The organism is Arthrobacter sp. G119Y2 (assembly GCF_038069765.1).
Lineage (GTDB): Bacteria > Actinomycetota > Actinomycetes > Actinomycetales > Micrococcaceae > Arthrobacter_B.
On record NZ_JBBPFS010000001.1, the window covers coordinates 666,674 to 684,141 of the forward strand.

General features: G+C 67.2%; 18 protein-coding genes. 9 read left to right on the forward strand and 9 right to left on the reverse strand.

Annotated features, from left to right (window positions below; translation table 11 throughout):
- Window positions 1-67 precede the first annotated feature (67 nt).
- Window positions 68-847, forward strand: a complete 780-nt coding sequence (locus WKB88_RS03155) for a glycosyltransferase family A protein (protein ID WP_341393087.1) — start codon at window positions 68-70, stop codon at window positions 845-847.
- Here the strand turns inward: WKB88_RS03155 and WKB88_RS03160 are convergent.
- Entirely contained in the window at window positions 807-1,760 is a 954-nt protein-coding gene (locus WKB88_RS03160) for an alpha/beta fold hydrolase (RefSeq protein WP_341393088.1), read from the reverse strand. The two genes, WKB88_RS03155 and WKB88_RS03160, sit on opposite strands and share 41 nt — an antisense overlap.
- Before the next feature lie 134 nt (window positions 1,761-1,894).
- On the opposite strand from WKB88_RS03160, the gene WKB88_RS03165 reads away from it, so the two are divergent.
- Window positions 1,895-2,710, forward strand: coding sequence for a lysophospholipid acyltransferase family protein (locus WKB88_RS03165; protein ID WP_341393089.1), 816 nt, complete (start codon window positions 1,895-1,897; stop codon window positions 2,708-2,710).
- Window positions 2,711-2,769: 59 nt separating this feature from the next.
- Here the strand turns inward: WKB88_RS03165 and WKB88_RS03170 are convergent, their stop codons facing one another.
- Window positions 2,770-3,636: an alpha/beta fold hydrolase gene (locus tag WKB88_RS03170; protein ID WP_341393090.1), complete on the reverse strand. Its 867-nt coding sequence runs from the start codon at window positions 3,634-3,636 to the stop codon at window positions 2,770-2,772.
- 131 nt (window positions 3,637-3,767) lie between these two features.
- Between WKB88_RS03170 and WKB88_RS03175 the strand changes: the two genes are divergently transcribed.
- Window positions 3,768-4,376 carry an ATPase gene (locus WKB88_RS03175; RefSeq protein WP_341393091.1) on the forward strand — a complete coding sequence of 203 codons (609 nt, stop codon included), beginning with the start codon at window positions 3,768-3,770 and terminating at the stop codon, window positions 4,374-4,376.
- Here the strand turns inward: WKB88_RS03175 and WKB88_RS03180 are convergent.
- On the reverse strand, window positions 4,373-6,001 hold the full coding sequence (locus WKB88_RS03180) for an SLC13 family permease (protein WP_341393092.1): 1,629 nt from the start codon (window positions 5,999-6,001) through the stop codon (window positions 4,373-4,375). The genes WKB88_RS03175 and WKB88_RS03180 overlap by 4 nt on opposite strands.
- 140 nt (window positions 6,002-6,141) lie before the next feature.
- Here WKB88_RS03180 and WKB88_RS03185 point away from each other — a divergent pair, with 140 nt between their 5' ends.
- Together WKB88_RS03185 and WKB88_RS03190 are read left to right on the forward strand one after the other, a co-directional pair.
- The gene (locus WKB88_RS03185) at window positions 6,142-7,059 is read left to right on the forward strand and encodes a LysR family transcriptional regulator (protein WP_341393093.1); all 918 of its coding nucleotides are present in this window, start codon (window positions 6,142-6,144) and stop codon (window positions 7,057-7,059) included.
- A gap of 133 nt (window positions 7,060-7,192) precedes the next feature.
- Entirely contained in the window at window positions 7,193-8,317 is a 1,125-nt protein-coding gene (locus WKB88_RS03190; RefSeq protein ID WP_341393094.1) for a tartrate dehydrogenase, read from the forward strand.
- A 1-nt stretch (window position 8,318) separates the two neighbouring features.
- On the opposite strand, the gene WKB88_RS03195 is transcribed toward WKB88_RS03190, so the two are convergent.
- On the reverse strand, window positions 8,319-9,395 hold the full coding sequence (locus WKB88_RS03195) for a tartrate dehydrogenase (protein ID WP_341393095.1): 1,077 nt from the start codon (window positions 9,393-9,395) through the stop codon (window positions 8,319-8,321).
- A 96-nt stretch (window positions 9,396-9,491) separates the two neighbouring features.
- Between WKB88_RS03195 and WKB88_RS03200 the strand changes: the two genes are divergently transcribed.
- Both WKB88_RS03200 and WKB88_RS03205 read left to right on the forward strand, forming a co-directional pair.
- Window positions 9,492-10,229 carry an ABC transporter ATP-binding protein gene (locus tag WKB88_RS03200; RefSeq protein ID WP_341393097.1) on the forward strand — a complete coding sequence of 246 codons (738 nt, stop codon included), beginning with the start codon at window positions 9,492-9,494 and terminating at the stop codon, window positions 10,227-10,229.
- Between the two features lie 6 nt (window positions 10,230-10,235).
- Window positions 10,236-11,789, forward strand: coding sequence for a DUF6297 family protein (locus WKB88_RS03205; RefSeq protein WP_341393098.1), 1,554 nt, complete (start codon window positions 10,236-10,238; stop codon window positions 11,787-11,789).
- Window positions 11,790-11,841: 52 nt separating this feature from the next.
- Here WKB88_RS03205 and WKB88_RS03210 read toward each other — a convergent pair whose 3' ends face one another.
- Genes WKB88_RS03210 through WKB88_RS03220 form a run of 3 tightly spaced genes read right to left on the reverse strand, consistent with a single transcriptional unit; the run spans window position 11,842 to window position 14,662 of the window.
- Window positions 11,842-12,858, reverse strand: coding sequence for a phosphotransferase (locus tag WKB88_RS03210; RefSeq protein WP_341393099.1), 1,017 nt, complete (start codon window positions 12,856-12,858; stop codon window positions 11,842-11,844).
- Between the two features lie 59 nt (window positions 12,859-12,917).
- Window positions 12,918-13,910, reverse strand: a complete 993-nt coding sequence (locus tag WKB88_RS03215) for a DMT family transporter (protein ID WP_445818862.1) — start codon at window positions 13,908-13,910, stop codon at window positions 12,918-12,920.
- A gap of 17 nt (window positions 13,911-13,927) precedes the next feature.
- The gene (locus tag WKB88_RS03220; protein WP_341393101.1) at window positions 13,928-14,662 is read right to left on the reverse strand and encodes an AAA family ATPase; all 735 of its coding nucleotides are present in this window, start codon (window positions 14,660-14,662) and stop codon (window positions 13,928-13,930) included.
- Between the two features lie 91 nt (window positions 14,663-14,753).
- On the opposite strand from WKB88_RS03220, the gene WKB88_RS03225 reads away from it, so the two are divergent.
- Entirely contained in the window at window positions 14,754-14,999 is a 246-nt protein-coding gene (locus WKB88_RS03225; protein WP_341393102.1) for a helix-turn-helix domain-containing protein, read from the forward strand.
- On the forward strand, window positions 14,992-15,543 hold the full coding sequence (locus WKB88_RS03230) for a Clp protease N-terminal domain-containing protein (protein WP_341393103.1): 552 nt from the start codon (window positions 14,992-14,994) through the stop codon (window positions 15,541-15,543). Before WKB88_RS03225 ends, WKB88_RS03230 begins: the two co-directional genes overlap by 8 nt.
- A 32-nt stretch (window positions 15,544-15,575) precedes the next feature.
- On the opposite strand, the gene WKB88_RS03235 is transcribed toward WKB88_RS03230, so the two are convergent.
- Both WKB88_RS03235 and WKB88_RS03240 read right to left on the reverse strand, forming a co-directional pair.
- Entirely contained in the window at window positions 15,576-16,163 is a 588-nt protein-coding gene (locus tag WKB88_RS03235) for a hypothetical protein (protein ID WP_341393104.1), read from the reverse strand.
- Between the two features lie 13 nt (window positions 16,164-16,176).
- The gene (locus WKB88_RS03240; RefSeq protein WP_341393105.1) at window positions 16,177-17,325 is read right to left on the reverse strand and encodes a zinc-dependent alcohol dehydrogenase; all 1,149 of its coding nucleotides are present in this window, start codon (window positions 17,323-17,325) and stop codon (window positions 16,177-16,179) included.
- Window positions 17,326-17,468: the final 143 nt, after the last annotated feature.

Below are 17,468 nucleotides of genomic sequence, written 5' to 3' on the forward strand. Positions count from 1 at the left end.
GGCCCGTTCCGCACCGCAGCCGCTGGCATGGCCACGTCCGGCCGCGCGCCGCTACAGTCATGACACCATGCCAACAATCTCGGTGGTTATCCCGTCCCGGAACGATGCGCCGATGCTCGCTGCCTGCCTGGCGGCGCTCGGGCGCCAGACCCGGCCCCCGGATGAAGTAGTGGTGGTGGACAACGGCAGCACCGACGACACCGCCGCGGTGTGTTCAGCGGCGGGGGTGTGCCGCATCTCCCTGGACGTTCCGGGAATCACCGGGGCAACCGCCGCCGGGTTCGATGCCGCCACCGGCCGGATCCTGGCCCGGCTTGATGCGGACTCGGTTCCGCCGCCGGACTGGCTTGAGCGGGTGGAACGGCTGCTGGCGGCAGCGGGCCCGCTGACGGCGGTGACCGGCCCGGGTGACTTCTACGGAGCCAACCGCCTTATTTGCTGGATCGCCCGGAACATCTATATCGGTGGCTACATCAGGGTGGTCGGACTGCTGCTGGGCCATCCGCCGCTGTTCGGGTCCAATTTCGCTATGCCTGCGGACATGTGGGCCGCCCTTCGGGGCCGTGTCCACCGGGACCGGCCCGAACTGCACGATGACCTGGAGCTGAGTTATCAGATCCGCGCCGACATGTCTGTGGTTTACGACCCGCGGCTGCGCGTAGGCGTATCGGCCCGCCCGTTCTACAGCTGGCAGGGACTAGGCAGCCGGGTGGTGCGCGCGTATCAGACGTTCGACGTCGATTTTCGGGCTGAGCCTCCCGGACCCCGGCTCCGCGAGCGGTACCGCATGCGGGCCGGGCGCAGGCTCAGCCCGCCGCCGCATACAGCGCCAAAAGATCCCGGCTGAGCTGGTGCGGGGCATCCTCGCACGGCCCGTGTCCCGCTCCGTAGACAGCGAAACGTGCGCCGATCGAATCGGCAAAGGCCTGGTGCAGGTGCAGCGGCCACACATCAGCGCGCCCTACAGCCACCAGCTTGGGCTGCGGCGCCGCTGCAAGGACGCCGCGCAGGTCAGGGGACTGCTTCATGAGGGCAACAATGTCCTGCAGCGACTGCTTCCTCGTGTACTCGAACCGGTGGCGGATGAACCGCATGCGCGACTCGGGTGTGTGGACAAAGTTGCGGCGGATGCCCCACACGATTAGCCCGGCGTGCATCTTGTCATTGACCAGGGGACTGAACCGGCCCACCCGGCTGACAGTCCTGAAGCTCTGTCCCGGAACCGGCGGGCAGCTGAGCAGACACAGTGACCGGAACAGCTCGGGGCGTTCCGCAAAGGCAATCTGGGCGACGATTCCCGCAAAGGAGTAGCCCAGCACGTGCGCGGCACCGCCCAGGGATTCCAGGACTGCCAGCAGGTCATTGACGAACAGCTCGTATCCGTAGCGGGTCTGCGGGGGTGTCAGCTGCTCCGGTCCCGCCGCCGCTGACTCGTACTGCCCTGCCATGTCGAAGCTGAGGACGTAATAGCCCGCAGCAGCCAGGACGGGCATCATCAGCGAAAAGTCCTCCTTGGAGCCCATCACTCCCGGGACAAGAACAACCGGCGGATCCGTTTCCACGCCCATGGTGCGCAGCGCCAGCGCTCCGCTGGGTGCGGGAAACCACCCGGGGCGGGAACCTTCCGGAGGCCTCTCCCAGTCTGTTTCGCCCAAGCCCGCATCAAGGGCTTCCGCCTCATCCGCAGCCCCGGGCACGGCCGGCACGGCCGGTGACGGACCGCCGCCGTTGCGGGCCCGGGCCAGGATTCGCCATGCCATATCCCACCCTAACCGCGTGGGGTGCCAGCGGGGCCAGAGCACGGCCCAAAAGGGGCCGCCGGCGTGCATACCCGGTTCCACTGACGGCCCGGCTACCGGATAGAATCGAGTTCCGCCGGATACGAATACAGGAGATGACGTTGAAGTTTCGCCCCAACAAGTACGTCTACCGCAGCATCGTCCTGACGGGTGCGCTGTCGATCAAGCTGTTCCGGGTCCCCGTCCTTCCATCCGGCCTGGAGAATCTTCCGGGCAACGAAGAGATCTCCGGCCTGGACCGCAAAGTGGTGCCGGGCAAGGGAGCCGTCGTGGCGATCACCCACTTCGGCTATCTCGACTTCGTGTTTGCCGAGTACCTGGTCTGGCGGAAGCTCAAGGCCCACATGCGGTTCCTGGTCACCAAGAAGGCCGCCCGGAAACCGTTCGTGAAGGCCGTCTGCGAGATGTGCGAGCACATCATCGTGGACCGGTCCGACGGCGCCGCGGCCTACGCCGAATCGGTGGAGGCCCTGCGGCGCGGAGAATACCTTGCGGTTCTGCCCGAGGCCGGTGTGAGCCGCAGCTTCAGCGTCCGCAAGCTCAAGACCGGAGCCGTCCGCATGGCTGCCGAAGCCGGCGTGCCGATTATTCCGGTTTCCGTCTGGGGCGCACACCGTATGCTCACCCGCGGCGGTCACGGCCTGAGCGTGAAGTCCCTCTGGAAGACACCGGTCCGCATCCATGTCAGCCCCATGATCCGGGTTGAACCGGGTGCGTCGGTGGTGGAAGAGACGGAACGGCTGCAGAAAACCCTGCAGGCGGGCATGGATCACTGCATGGACACCTACCAGGAGACCCCCGAGCCGGGCGCGTGGTGGATGCCGGTCAGCCGCGGCGGCAGCGCCATGACGGTGGAGGAACAGCTAATCCTGGACGAGAAGGACCGCGAAAAGTACAAGATCACCGGCTAGCACAAGACCTTGTGCCCGGCTGCGGCGGCCGGAGCGCAGCCGCGGGCGGGCATCCCGGCTCAGGAGCTCTGGAGGAAGTCCAGCAGTGCCGCATTAACCTCGTCCGCGTGCGTCCACAGCAGACCGTGCGGCGCGCCTTCGACCTCGAGGTACCGGGCGTCCGGCAGTGCCGCGGCAAATGGCCTTCCGGTGGAGTCGATGGGCAGGATGTTGTCGGCGGTTCCGTGCAGGATCAGCACCGGAACCCCCGACTCCCGCACCTTCGCGACATCGGCGCGGAAGTCCGTGAGCCAGGACGGCACTACGGAATAGGCAGCGATCGGGGCGCTGCGGGCGGCGATCGGGGCGCTGCGGGCGGCGACGTTCCAGCTTCCGCGCACCGCCTCCTCGCTGATCCGCTTTCCCAGGTTTTCCGGAAGGTTGTAGAAATCGGAAAAGAAGCTGGTGAACCAGGCGTAGCGGTCGGCCTGCGCTGCGGCGGCAATCCCCTCGAAGACCTCTGCGGGAACCCCCGCCGGATTGTCGCCGGTCTGCAGCAGGAACGGTTCCAGCGAGGCAAGGAACGCCAACCGGCTGATGCGCTCCGTTCCGTGCCGGCCCACGTAGCGGGCAAGCTCCCCGGTGCCCATGGAGAAGCCAACCAGTACGACGTCGCGCAGGTCCAGTTCGGTAAGGATGACATTCAGGTCATCGGCAAACGTGTCGTAGTCGTACCCCGAGGCAGGATGGCCTGAAGATCCAAACCCGCGCCGGTCATAAGTAATCACCCGGTAGCCGCCGCCGAGCAGGGCCCGGGTTTGCCGTTCCCAGGAATCCCCGTCCAGGGGATAGCCGTGGATCAGCAGGACCGGCTGGCCGGCCCCGTGGTCCTCATAGTGAAGCTCAACAGTTCCGGAATTTTCGGTGCCTACAGTGATGCGGGGCATGGCTTTTCCTCTCAGCAGGTACGGTTGGTGCACTTCACACCAGAAGTCTGGTGAGATTCTTGCGGCGGGGCAGGCTGAGCACAAGGGCGGCGCCCTGTGCCGGCAGGCGGGGGACGGGGACGGGGAACCTATTGGGCGGCAGCGAAAGTACGGGCGGCAGCGGAGGATCGGCCGAAGGGACGGAGGCCGAAACACCGGCAGAGGTGCTTTTCATCGGCGGCCGCTCCGGGGTGGGCAAAACCAGTGCGGCACTGGAGCTGCACGCTCTGCTCACGGCCCTGGACGTGCGGCACGCCGTCATCGAGGGTGACAACCTCGATTTGGCCCACCCGGCACCCTGGCAGCACCCCTCGCCATGGAAGCACGGCCTGGCGGCACAGAATCTGGCCGCCCTGTGGCAGAACTACCGCGCTTTGGGCTATCGCCGCCTGGTCTACACAAACACCGTGTCGGTCCGCGAAACGGCCGAGCTGGCGGCGGCCATGGGCGATAGCCCCCGCGTTCATGCCGTGCTGCTGCAAGGTTCGGAGCGCTCGGTCCGGTCCCGGCTCTCCCGGCGCGAATCCGGACCATCCCTGGCACAGCATGTGTCGCGGAGCCGGGCAGCTGCAGCAGCACTTGACCTGCACACCCCGGACTGGGTCCACCGGCTTCCCACTGACGGCCGCACAGCCGCGGACGTCGCCGCCCGGCTCCTGGCGCTGACCCGCTGGGCAGTTCGCCAGGACCCGAGCCTCTAGCCGCCGATCCCGACCACGGCGATCATGACCGGGACGATGGTGATGATCAGGGCGGCACCGAGGATATCGAAGAACAGGCCGGTGCGGATCATCCGAGTGATGGGCACGGCGCCGGTTCCGTAGACAATGGCGTTCTGCGGGGTGGAGACGGGAAGCATGAATCCGAAGGACGCCGCGAAGGTGGCGGCCAGTGCGGGCACGAAGGGATCGACGCCGATGGCCTGGCAGAGGGGGATCACGATCGGAACAATCACCGCAGCGGACGCCGTGTTGGAGGTGGTTTCCGAGATCAGGATGGCAAGGATGGCCGAGAAGACGGTGATGGCCACGATGTTGGTGATGTTCAGGTTCTCCGAAGCACCTTGGCCAATGGTCTCCGCAAGCCCGGTCTCCGCCAGCAGCGCACCGAAGATAATGCCGGTTCCAAAGAGCAGGATGGTGCCCCAGTCGATCTTCGCTGCGTCGGACCACGTCAGGGTGGCCTGCCGCTGCTTCCAATTGACCGGAAGGATGAACAGCAGGGACGCACCCAGCACGGCCACGATTCCCTCGTCGAGGCGGTCGTCGAGGAAGATGTAGGCCTCGGACTCCGTTCCCCCGATGAGGCTGGCCACGGCGGGGGCCAGCCACAGCGTCACCGTCACCCCAAACGCAATGAGCGTGTTGATCTCGGCCCGGGACATCCGGCCCTGTTCAGCCCGGCGTTCCCGCACGTACTCTTCCACGCCTTCGATGCGGCGGATCTCCGGCTTGTTCAGCAGCAGCATGACCAGGGCCAGGACCAGGAACATGGCGAGGCAGACGGGAGCGGCAATGGCCATCCACTGGGCAAAGGAAATGCGCACGCCGGTGGCTTCCTCGATCAGGCCGCGGCCGATCAGGTTGGGCGGTGACCCGACCGGGGTGAGGAGGCCGCCCACACTCGCCCCGTAGGCCAGCATCAGCAGCAGCGCCGCGCCGATCCTCATCCGCAGCGGGTCAAAGTCCGCTTTGACGACCCCGCGGTCCTGCATCAGCTGGGCAATAACCACCAGTACGCCCAGGGCCGTGGGCATCAGCATGGCAACGGTGGCGGTGTTGGATACAAACGCCGACAGCAGGCAGGTGATGACGCCGAAAGCTATCACCACCCGGTACGTGGATTTTCCCACGCCCGGCAGGGACAGGACCGCAAAGGCGAGCCGCTGCGCTATGCCGTGCTTCAGCATGGCCTGGGCAAGGATGAAGGCACCGATGAAGGTGAAGATGGTGGTGGACCCGAACGGCGCCAGGACTGCGCTGGCGGGGGCGACGCCGAGAATGACGATGGCGGCGACGCCGATCAGCCCGCCGATGGGGATGGGGACCGGTTCGCAGATCCACAGGATAATCACGCCCAGCAGGATGGCGGCCAGCATATGCTGCTGCGGGTCAAGGTTCAGGGGGAGAAGGGCGAAGACGACGGCGACGGCGGGGGCCAGGAACAGGCCGATCGTTTGCCGCGCCCGTTCGAATTTCTCCTCCCGGGGGGAGAGTGTCTGCTCACTCAGGCTGCGGAAGGTGGTCCCGCCCAGGAGTGCCGCGCGGACGTCGGTGCGTTGAGGTGAGCCCGAGTCTTCGGTTGGAGCCGGCTGCTGCGTGTACACAATCCTGGTCCTTCCTCGTTGAATGCGTTCACTATGCAGCAGCGCCTTGTGCCGCGTCCACAACCTGTTGTCTACTCACCCATAGGAAATACCAATACGCGGCGGCCGCGCCCCGTATGCCCGAATGCAAGGGAGCCTTCGTGGACGTCAGGCACCTGAAGTACTTCCTGGCCGTGGTGGACCATCAGGGATTCACCCGTGCTGCGGAACGGCTGCTGATCGCCCAGCCCTCGCTGTCGCAGACGATCAAGGCCCTGGAACGGGATCTTGGGGTGCCGCTTTTCCACCGGGTGGGACGCAACGTGGTCCTCAGCGAGGCCGGACGGGAGCTGGTGGGCCCGGCCCGCGTCGTCGTCCGCGACCTGGATGCCGCACGTGCAGCCATCGACGAGCTCAAGGGCCTGCGCCGGGGCCGGCTGGACGTCATTGCCATGCCCTCACCCGCCATTGAGCCGCTGACCTCCGTCATCGGCTCCTACGCCCGGACCAACCCCACGGTCACGGTCAGCATTTCCGCGGCCTTCACCCGCGACGAGGTCGTGGCCGCCGTCCGCGACGGCAGTTCCGAAATCGGGCTGCTGGGCTCCGACCGGCCGTTCCGCGCTGCCGACATTGACGTGGTGCACCTTGGCCGGCAGCCGCTCATGCTGGTCCTCAACCCGGCGGCGGAGCTCCGGGGAACCGGCGAGGAAGCCGATGCGGTTATCCGGTGGGAAGAGCTGTCCGGGCACCGCGTCATTGCTTCCCAGCGGGGATCGCTGATGCGTTGGGCGGTGGACGAAGCCCTGGCCGGCGGCGTGGACATGGAAATTGCCGTGGAAGTGGCTCACCGGACCTCGATCCTGCCCCTGGTCCTGGCCGGTATCGGCCACGCCGTCCTGCCGTCGGCATGGGTTCCGCTCGCGCGGCAGGCAGGGCTGCGGACAGCGCGGCTGGAACCCGAAACCAGTCTGCATATCTCGGCCCTGAGCCGCGCGGCCGAACTGACCCCGGCCGCCCGCGCATTTCTCGCCACTGCTGCCGGACTGAGCCGGGTTCCCGCCGCTGCCCACGGATAGAGAACTCCTATGCGTTGCATGTTTTTTGCGTCTTGGACGCCACCGGCCTTCAGCCTGTGTAGTGAGCAGGGCGCACACCGCATTCACCGCACGCCGTCGGGGAGCTGCGTGCCGCCGGAAAAGGGGAACAGGCATGCCTGAGCGGAGGATCTACCGGATCGCGTCCATACCGGCCGACGGGGTAGGGAAAGAAGTCATTGCGGCAGGCCGGCAGGTGCTGGATGCACTGGCGGAGTTATCGCCGGTGGCCGACGGCGGAAACGGCCCCTTCGGCTTTGACTGGACGGACTTTCCGTGGGGATCGGAATACTATGCCGAACACGGAGTCATGATGGACCCGGACGGGCTGGAGCAGCTGCGCAGCTATGACGCCATCTACTTCGGAGCGGTGGGCTGGAAAAACGTCCCGGATCACGTGAGCCTGTGGGGGCTGCGGCTGAATATCACGCAGCATTTTGACCAGTGGGCCAATGTACGGCCCGTCCGTTTCCTGCCCGGCATCGAATCCCCGCTGCGCAAGGCCGACCGGACTGCTCTGGACTGGGTGGTGGTGCGGGAGAACAGCGAGGGTGAATATGCCGGGCTCGGCGGCCGCAACCTTTCAGGCCGCGGCCCGGGCAATGAAGTGGCGGTCCAGACAGCACTGTTCACTGAAAAGGGCTGCGAGCGCATCATCCGGTTTGCCTTCGATCTGGCCCGCACGCGCGCTGTCCGGAAGGTCTCCAGCGTCACCAAGTCCAACGCGCAGCAGTACGGGTCGGTGCTGTGGGACGACGTGTTCAAGCGCGTCTCCGCCGACTACCCGGATGTAGAGACCGAAAGCGTGCTGGTGGACGCCATGAGCGCCAAATTCGTGCTGCACCCGGAAGACCTCTCGGTAGTAGTTGCCTCCAACCTGTTCGCCGACATCCTCTCCGATTTGGGCTCCGCGCTCGCCGGCAGCCTGGGCCTGGCCGCCAGCGCGAACCTCAACCCCGAACGCAGGTTTCCGTCCATGTTTGAACCCGTCCACGGCTCCGCGCCGGACATCGCCGGAGCAGGAATCAGCAACCCGGTCGGTGCCATTGCCAGCGCCGCCCTGATGCTGGATTACCTGGGTCTGCCGGCCGCCGCCCACCGCCTGGAAAGCGCCGTCGAATCCGTCACTGCAGCCGGCTGCCGGACCCGCGACGTCGGCGGGACAGCCGGCACCCGGGAGGTGGCTGATGCCGTGGTCGAAGCGCTGAAACTGTCCTCCGTGCCTCTTCAGGGCCCGTAGGTCAGGCCCCGCCGGAACCGATCCGCGACAGGATCTCCCGGGTGAATCCCTCGGTGCCGGCCGTTCCGCCCAGATCCCGGGTCCGGACGGGAGAGTGGGCCAGGACACCGAACACAGCTTCGAGGACCTCGGCGCCTGCCTCCGGGTGGCCCAGGTGGTCCAGCATCATGGAGGCGGACCAGATCGCGCCCAGCGGGTTGGCGACGCCCTGGCCGAAGATGTCCGGGGCGGATCCGTGCACCGGCTCGAACATCGACGGGTACTCCCGCTCCGGGTTGAGGTTGGCCGACGGCGCGATGCCGATGCTGCCGGCAATCGCTGCCGCAAGGTCGCTGAGGATATCGCCAAAGAGGTTGGAGCCCACGATGACGTCAAAGCGGGACGGGTTCAGGACCACTTTCGCGGCCAACGCGTCAATGTGCTCCGAGTCCCACGCCACGCCCGGGTAGTCCGCGGCGCGTTCGCGCACCAGTTCGTCCCAGAACGGCATGGTGTGGATGATGCCGTTGGACTTGGTTGCCGAGGTCAGGACGCCCCGGCGCTGTCCCGCCAGATCAAAGGCATAGTCCAGGATTCGGGTAACGCCCTCCCTGGTAAACACCGATTCCTGGATGGCCATCTCGGACGGCAGTCCGCGGTTGAGGCGGCCGCCGATCTCCGAATACTCGCCCTCGTTGTTTTCGCGGACCACCACAAAATCGACCCCGGGATCGGTCAGTTCCTGCCGCAGCGGGCTGGGCACACCCTGCAGGACCTTGATGGGGCGAAGATTAACGTACTGGCGGAACTCGCGCCGGATGGGAATCAGCAATCCCCACAGGCTGACGTGGTCCGGTACCCCGGGCCAGCCTACGGCTCCCAGCAGGATGGAATCGTGCCCCCGGATGGAGTCCAGACCGTCCTCCGGCATCATCGCGCCCGTCTCGAGGTAACGGCGGCAGGACCAGTCAAATTCGTCATAGGTCAGGCTGATCCCGTGGCGCGGTGCCACGGCATCGAGCACGGCCCGGGCGGGCGGGAGGACTTCGTGGCCGATTCCGTCACCGGGGATCAGGGCAATGCGGTAGCTCTTCGTCATGCTGCCATCCCACGGTAACGCGCCCGCAAAGTCAAAGGGCGGGCAGCGGCGGTGCGGCCGGCCCCGGCGGAAGCTCCTGCGGTAGATTCTCAGTCCATGAGCACTATGGGGGCAGCGGCTAACAGGGGAAGGCCCGGGCCGGGGGCTGTACCCGTGTCCGGCGCCGTCCTGGAAATGGCGGAGCTGAGCGTCGGCTACGGCGGCAGCGCCGTCTGCGGAAACGTCACGGCATCGCTTTTCCCGGGTTCCGTTCTGGGAGTGGTCGGGCTCAACGGGGCGGGCAAGTCAACGGTTGCCCGAACGGCCGGGGGCCAGCTGCTGCCGTTGTCCGGGGAGATCCGTGCCTTTGGGCTGCCGGTGAATGAGGACAGTCTTCCCTTCCGGCGGCGGACCGCTGCGGTTTTTGACGAAGACGTGTTCTTTCCGGCCCTGAGTGCCCGCGAGCACCTGCTGCTGGTCGCGCGCGGCCACGGTGTTTCCGCGCCTGAGGACGCCGTTAACCATGAACTGGACTTCTTTGCCCTGCAGGAACGCGCCGACGCCGTCCCGGACGTGCTGTCTTCGGGCCAGCGGCGCCGGCTGCTGATGGCTGCGGCCTTCATCCGGCCTTCCTCGCTGCTGCTGCTGGATGAGCCTGAGCAACGTCTGGACCCGGTCATGCGGGACCGGCTCGGCTCCCGGATCCGGGAGTTCGCCGGCGCCGGCGGTGCCGTGTTCCTCGTGACGCACGATCCGGGGCTGCTGCGCCGCACGGCGGATCACTGCCTGCTGATTGCCGAGCAGGTGCAGGAGCTGACGCCTGAACGCGCGGCTTCGGATATTTCCGGGCGGTAGGAAGCTGTGACAGCAGAAAAGCACATCATGCCCGATGGGGACTATGGCCCTGCGGGGCACTTCGACCCGGTGCGCTTTACCCGGTCAGCATCCCGGTCCCACCGGCGCCGGCACGTTCGGGTGCGGGATGTCCTGGTGGATCTGTATACGGCGGCGCTGGCTGCCGCCCTTGCAGCTGTCCTCGCAGGGTCGCTGATGGTCTATTTCCGGGAGCAGCTGCTCCTTGCCGCCGCCGCCCCGGGGCGCACCCTGGCCGACCAGCGGTGGTTAGTCCTTCCCCAGGACCTGGTGCTCTACGGTGCATCGACCGCGGCCCTTGCCGCCGTCGCCGTACTGGCGCGCCGGCTGGGGCCGGTCAGCATTGCGCGTGCGGAGGGACACTGGTGGCTGCCCCTGCCCTTGAAACGCCGGCCCATGGTGGTGCGGGGAATACTGGGCCGAACCCTACTCACGGCGGGAGGAGGAGCACTCCTGCAGCTGGCGGTATCCTTCACTGCCCGCCCCGGACCGGGATACCCCTGGACCGCGGACAGGCTAGCCGGTGCCGCGGCGTTCGGACTGGCCGCAGCCGTGATGCTGCTCCTGGCAGCACTGCGCCAGACAAGCAGGTCCGGCCGGTCCCGCCCTGCGTCAGGACTCATGCTGCCGGCCGCCGCGGTGCTGGCGTTGCTTCCGGAAGCGGCAGCGGCCGGTTACCGGTGGTCGCCCGCGCTCGCCGCAGCCGCTGCGGCGTCCTTGTGGCTGCTGCTCCGGAACCGGCTTGAGCATATTCCCGGCGCCGAGCTGGTGCGCGGCGGTGCCGTGTCCGGGCATGCCGGTGCCGCCGTGTACTTCATGGACGTCAACGAGCTCAGCCGGGCCCTGGCCGCCCCCGGAAAACCATCAGCAGCGGTCCGCGGCCGGAAGTTCTTCCACCGTCCCGGGGCGGGGCCTTTCGCGGCACTGCTCCGCGCAGACCTGGTTGCCTTCCTGCGGCTGCCGGGCGTCTGGGTCCTGCCCGCGGCATCGCTGCTGGTGTGCGCCGTTGTCATCCTGCTGGAGGGTGGGCTGCCGGTATACGCACAGCTCGCCGTGATCGCCGCGGCCGGATGCGCCTCGAGTTCCGCCGTGGGTGCTGTGGCACGGCAGACCGCACTCCTTGCCGGAGTGGACCGGCTGCTGCCGCTGCCGCCCGCTGCGGTCCGCGGCAGCAGGATGCTCGCGCCCGCCCTTGCCATGGCCGCCTGGCTGGCGCTGCTCGGGGCGGGGTTGTCTGCGGTGGGAGCCGCGGACCCCGCAATCGCCGGTTTGGGAGCAGCAGCGGGGGCAGGCCTCGGCGCCGCAGCAGTGCGAGGGGGCTACCGGCAGGCACCCGATTGGTCCGTCCTGCCCGTCGACACACCCTTTGGACCGGTTCCGTCTGCCCAGCTGGGGGATTTGGGTCGCGGGCTCGACACGGCGTTTCTGGCTCTGTTTCCTTTCCTGCTGGCGGTGTTCCTGGGGCCGTCTCCGGCGCTGATGGTCGCGCAGGCCGCGGCTACAGCCTGCGCCGTCCTGGTGACCCTCTTATCCCGGCGGTAGGAAGTTATCCCGGGGGTAGGGGGAGAGAGAAGGGGAAGCGGGGGAAGCCTCGCTACACGGCGCCCCGTGCGCGGCACCAGTCGTACACGATCCGGGCAGTATGCCGCCCGTGGGCGCGCAGGCGGGGGCTGGAGGGAACCTCGGGCTGGCTGCCCCAGTGGATCATGTAGTTGAGTAAACCGGCCAGGAAAGCGTCGATATGCCAGGCAGGCACAGCCCGGGTAAGCGCCGACCGGTGCAGCCAGGCGTCGGCGTCGAGTCCGCCGGCGCGGGCATAGGGGAGTACTGACACCCAGTCGGTCCATTCCGGTCCGCTGCCGAGGTAGTTCCAGTCGCAGATCAGCGCCCGTCCGGAGAGCATCAGGATGTTATCCGGACGCAGGTCGCCGTGCAGGACGGCGTCACCGGTCAGTGCCTCCGGGCAGAGATCGAGCAGAGCCTGGAAGTTCCCGGCCTCTTGGGCGCTCAAGCCGGGCAGGAACCACGGGGCGGGCTTTCCCTCCGCCACCGCCGGGAAGGATGAGGGTACGGCGGCGATGTCATCCGCCAGCGGATCGCCGGCGAGCTCCCGCGGGAAGTCCTTCAGGCTGCGGACGGCTTCGGCGCAGGACTGTTCCACTGCACTCAGATCCCTGTCCGTCCAGGGGTATCCCGGCATGGTGCCGTCCACAGCCTCGTAAACCAGCAGCTGCCAGCCGGCGCCGTCCACTGCCAGGTGCTCGGCGGCGCGCAGCGCGGGAAGAGGCATACCCGGGGGCATGAACGGCAGCACCCGGGCCTCCCGCAGGTAGGACGGATAGATGAAGGCGTCCGACTCCGGTGCTGCCTTGGCGAAAATCCGGTCTCCGCCGGCATTCTCCAGCACAGCAGCGAAACCCGGCGTAAAACCGCCGCCGGCCGGCCGTACCCCGGTGACGCGGCCTCCGAGGTGCGCAGCGGCCCGTTCCTGCAGAGGGGTCGGCAACTCGGCCCAGGTTCGGCGGGCTGCCGTGCGCCGGTAGTCGGGAACATCCGGAACGGCGGCAGCACGCAGCGGAATGGCGGGGACTGAAGCGGAGTTGTGCGGCATCCGCACAGCCTAAGCCCAAGAGCCGGGATCGAGGGGAAGGACAACCCCCGGCCCGGTTCCTACCGGGGGCGTTCCGGGGTTGCGCGATTTCCTGTCCTGCGTCTCAGCGTCCCGGGTGACCCCGGGAGGGTCAGGACCAGGAGCCCGGCCAGGACAAGAGCTGCACCCGCCCAGCCGGCCGGCAGCAGGCGCTCGCCGACAATCACGACTGCGAGCGCCGCCGCAACCACGGGCTCCACCAGGGAAAGCGTGGTTGCCGTGCTGGGCAGGATTCGGGCCAGTCCCCGGCCGAAGAGCACATAGCCGGCGAACATCGGAACCAGCGCCATGTACAGTCCCACCGCCGCAGCGGGCCACGAGGCCAGCAGCGGGGCGCCGGCGGCCGCGAGTACCGGCATCAGCAGGAGACCGCCCAGGCCAAAGGTCGCACCCATCGCGGCGCGTGCCGGAATTCCGTGGTTCATCAGCCGGTGCGCCGTCCAGGAGTAAAGCGCATAGGTGGTTCCGGCAGCCAGTCCCAGCAGGACACCGGCGACGACGGCGCCGGGCTGGCGTGCGCCGTCGCCGCCCGTTGCCGCGGCCGCTTCCGCCGCACACAGCAGCACCGTCCCGGCGATTGCCGTGCCCGCTCCCGCGGCCCAGCGCAGGCTGAACCGGCGGCCGTCGGCGAATCGCTCAAGAACCGCCGAGGCCAGCGGAGCCGAGCCGATGCTGACCACTGTGCCCACCGTGACGCCGGCAAGGTGCATGGAGGAATAGAAGGCCAGCGGGTACACCGCTACGGCCGCCCCGCCGAGCAGCACCGCGGACCGGTGGCGGATGAGGGGCAGGCGGGCCGTCCGCAGCAGCGGCAAAGCCGTCAGGGCCTGGAGCAGTCCGCCGATTCCCATCGCCGCGGCTCCAATGGCGAGCGGGCCGACGTGCGGTGCGAAGGTGGCGGCGGTGCCGGTGGTGCCCCACAGCACGGAGGCCACAAGAACACACAGCGCTCCGGCGGCTGCGCCCGGGACGCCGGGACGTGCACCGGGACTGCGGGAGGGCCGCTGCCTGATGCGGCTGGTTTTCGGTGTCACGGCGCGAGGATATGCCGCAGGTAGCGGCGGGGCTCATTCAGGTAGGATCTCCAGTTCGTTACCAGGTCCAGGTCCTCCCACTCACGGCGGGCTATCCCGTGGGCGCCCGTTTCATAGATGGTGGCCCCGGGAAGAGAGGCCAGCACGGGGGAGTGGGTGGCACACAGGATCTGTGATCCGTTGGCCGCGAGGTCATTGAGCACACCGATCAGGGCCAGGGTGGAGCTGAAGGACAGGGCGGCCTCGGGCTCGTCCAGGCAGTAGAACCCCCGGGTGTTGAGGTAGGTTTCCGCGAGGGCGAGGAAGGACTCGCCGTGGCTCATGGCGTGGAAGTCCCGGCCGCCGCCGAGCTGATCCTGGAAGGTGTAGTACCCGTGCATCGTTTCCGCCCGCAGGAAGAAACCCCATTTCGGAGCCCCGGGCTGCCGGGCAAGGGTGATCCAGTTACTCAGCGGAGACTCGGTGCGATGCGTGCTGTGCGCCGAATGCACCGTGCCGCCCTCTGGTCCGAGGCCGTAAGCCGCCGCGACCGCCTCGACCAGAGTGGATTTGCCGCTGCCGTTTTCGCCGACCAGGAATGTCACGCCGGCAGGAAGTTGAAGACCGGACTCCAGAATCGAGGCCACGGCAGGAACCGTCGCGGGCCAGCGGTCCGGCGGAACGTCGGCGTCCGGCCGCCGCCGGATTTCACGGACAAGCCGCGGATCGTCAAAACCCTGAGAACGTGGCATCTCCCCATTCTGGCAGGCGGAGGACCGCAGCTCGGAATTCGAATGGCAACAAGTGTTGACAGTGAAGATGGCGTCAACCTAGGCTGACGCCATGGATACAGAAAAGGACCTCATTGGCGACGGTATGAGCAATGACCCTGCCGTTGGCCTGCGGGCCGTGGCTGCACTGCGGCGGCTGGTGGATCAGCTGGAGTTTTTGCAGGTGCAGAACGCCCGGAGGCTCGGATGGTCCTGGGCGGAGATCGCCGCTGCGGTGGGAGTGTCCAAGCAGGCGGTGCACAAAAAGCATGCGGGGCGGGTAACAGCTTCCGCGGACAAAGGAGACAGAAATGTTTGAGCGCTTTTCCGGAACAGCCCGCGCAGTGGTCACCGAAGCGCAGGAGCAGGCCCGATTACTGGGAGACAGCGAAATAACGGCGGACCACCTCCTGCTCGGGGTCCTGCGCGGCGGCGACAACCCCGCTGTGCGGGTGCTCAACCGGCTGGGGATCGACCGCGACGCGGTAGCCCGGCGAACGCAGGCACTGGGCGGGGCGGATGCGCAGGCACTGGAGGCGATCGGCGTCGATCTGGAGGCTGTCCGGGAACGCGCTGAAGCGAGCTTCGGCCCCGGCGCGCTGGATCAGCCGCTCCGGCGCGGGAGCCTGCTCAAGAGCCGGAGCGGCGGCCACATTCCGTTTACCGCCTCGGCCAAGGGAGTGCTCACGCAGTCGCTGCGTGAAGCCCTCGCACTGGGCGACAAGACCATTGGCCCCGAGCATCTGCTGCTGGGCCTGCTGGCCGGGGACAACGGTACCGCGGGGCACACTCTCAGGGGGCTGGGAAGCGACCCCGCCCGGGTGCGGGCGGAGCTGCTCCGGGAGCTGGGGCCGGCTGCCTGAGTCCGGTTGCCTGAGCGCGGTCCGGAGGGCGCTCAGCGCCGGGCCGCGCGCAGCAGCCTGCGGAGAACGGCGAAGGCAACGCCCCCGGCCAGAATCCAGGGACCCGCCACGAAGACAGGCACCAGGGCCTGCTCCTTAAGGTCGGCCCGCTTCTTGCCGAACCGCGAGGAAATGCCGTGCCGGGTGAACTCACTCATCGCCCCTGTTTCGGTGACCGGATTGTCGGGCTGCAGGGTCAGGAAGGAGCGCAGGTGGCTGCCGCCGGCGTCGACCCTGTCCGCGGCGATCAGGATGAGCCAGTGCGCAGCCCGGGCCTCGCCGTATCTGTAGGCGTAGCGGCGCATCGCACCCGAAACCCCCTTCAGGGGAACCGAGGTGCCGAAAACCGGCGTCACGAACTGATGCTCAATGGAATGTTCCCGCGGCTGCCGTTCCTGCTGGCGCTCCGGGAAATCCCAATGCGCACCCGTGTTCACATCCGTCTGCATCTTCGGGACGGAGGGTCGGTTGGCGGGGTCCAGGTCCGCCCCCCATCCCGGAATACGGGCTCTCAGCTCCTCATTGGTGAACCTGCGTTTAGGTGCTCCTGCCACATACGGCGTGCTTGGTGTTTCTGCCATGGTTTCCTCGCTTTCAGGAGGCACTGGGGATGATCAGGGGTTTGATGCAGTTATCGAGCTTGGCCGAGAACATGTGATATCCCTCGGCAATGTGTTCCAGGGGGATGCGGTGCGTGACAATGTCGCTGGGCTTGAGATAGCCGTTGCGGATGTGTTCAAAGAGCCGGGGCCACTGCCGCTTGACCGGGCACTGGTTCATCTGCAGTGTGAGGCCCTTGTTCAGGGCGTCGCCGAATTTAACGGCACTGAAGATGGGGCCGTAGGCGCCCATGACGGATATGGTTCCTGCCTTGCGGACCGAGTCGATGGCCCAGTTCAGTGCCACCGGAGATCCGCCCTGCAGCTTGAGCTGGGCGGCGCTGACATTCTGGATGAAGCTTCCGTCCGCTTCCGCCCCCGCGGCATCAATGGCCACGTCAGCTCCGAGGTAGTCAGTGGTTTTCTTCATTTCCACCACGATGTCCTCGTGCTCGGCGAAGTTCCAGGTTTCGGCATGCGCAAAGGACCGGGCTTGCTCCAGCCGGTATTCGAGGTGGTCCACCACGATGACCCGGCCCGCTCCCATGAGCCAGGAGGATTTGGCCGCATACAGCCCCACCGGCCCTGCCCCGAACACGATAACGGTGTCGCCTTCGCGGATATCGCCCAGCTGTGCACCGAAGTAGCCGGTGGCGACGGCGTCAGTGAGGAGGACGGCATCTTCTTCATCCATCCACTCCGGAATGATGGAGGGACCCACATCGGCAAAGGGAACACGGACAAATTCCGCCTGCCCGCCGTCGTAGCCTCCGCAGGTGTGGGAGTAACCGTAAATGCCCCCCACCGCCGTGGCGTTGGCGTTCACATTGTGGCAGTTCGAGTAGAGGCCGCGGCTGCAGTACCAGCAGGACCCGCAGTAAATGTTGAACGGAACCATGACCCGGTCGCCCACGGCCAGATTCTGCACCGAGGAACCCACCTCATGCACCACGCCCACGAACTCGTGCCCGAAGGTGGTTCCCACCCGGGTATCGGGCATCATTCCGTGATAAAGGTGCAGGTCGGAGCCGCAGATGGCTGCCGCCGTCACGCGAACGATGGCATCGTTCGGGTGTTCAATCCGTGGAATGTCCTTCTCTTCGACACGGACCTTGTACGGTCCGCGGTACACCATTGACCGCATCTGTCTCCCCTTTTAGAAAGCATACTGATGATCTCCAACCCTGCCTTTCCGGACAAGGGTCGTCAAGGGTGGCCCGAGCGACGTTGCCGGCGCAAGATCTGCCTGGGCTCCGCGCCTACCCAGACCTGAGGTGGCAGATAAGC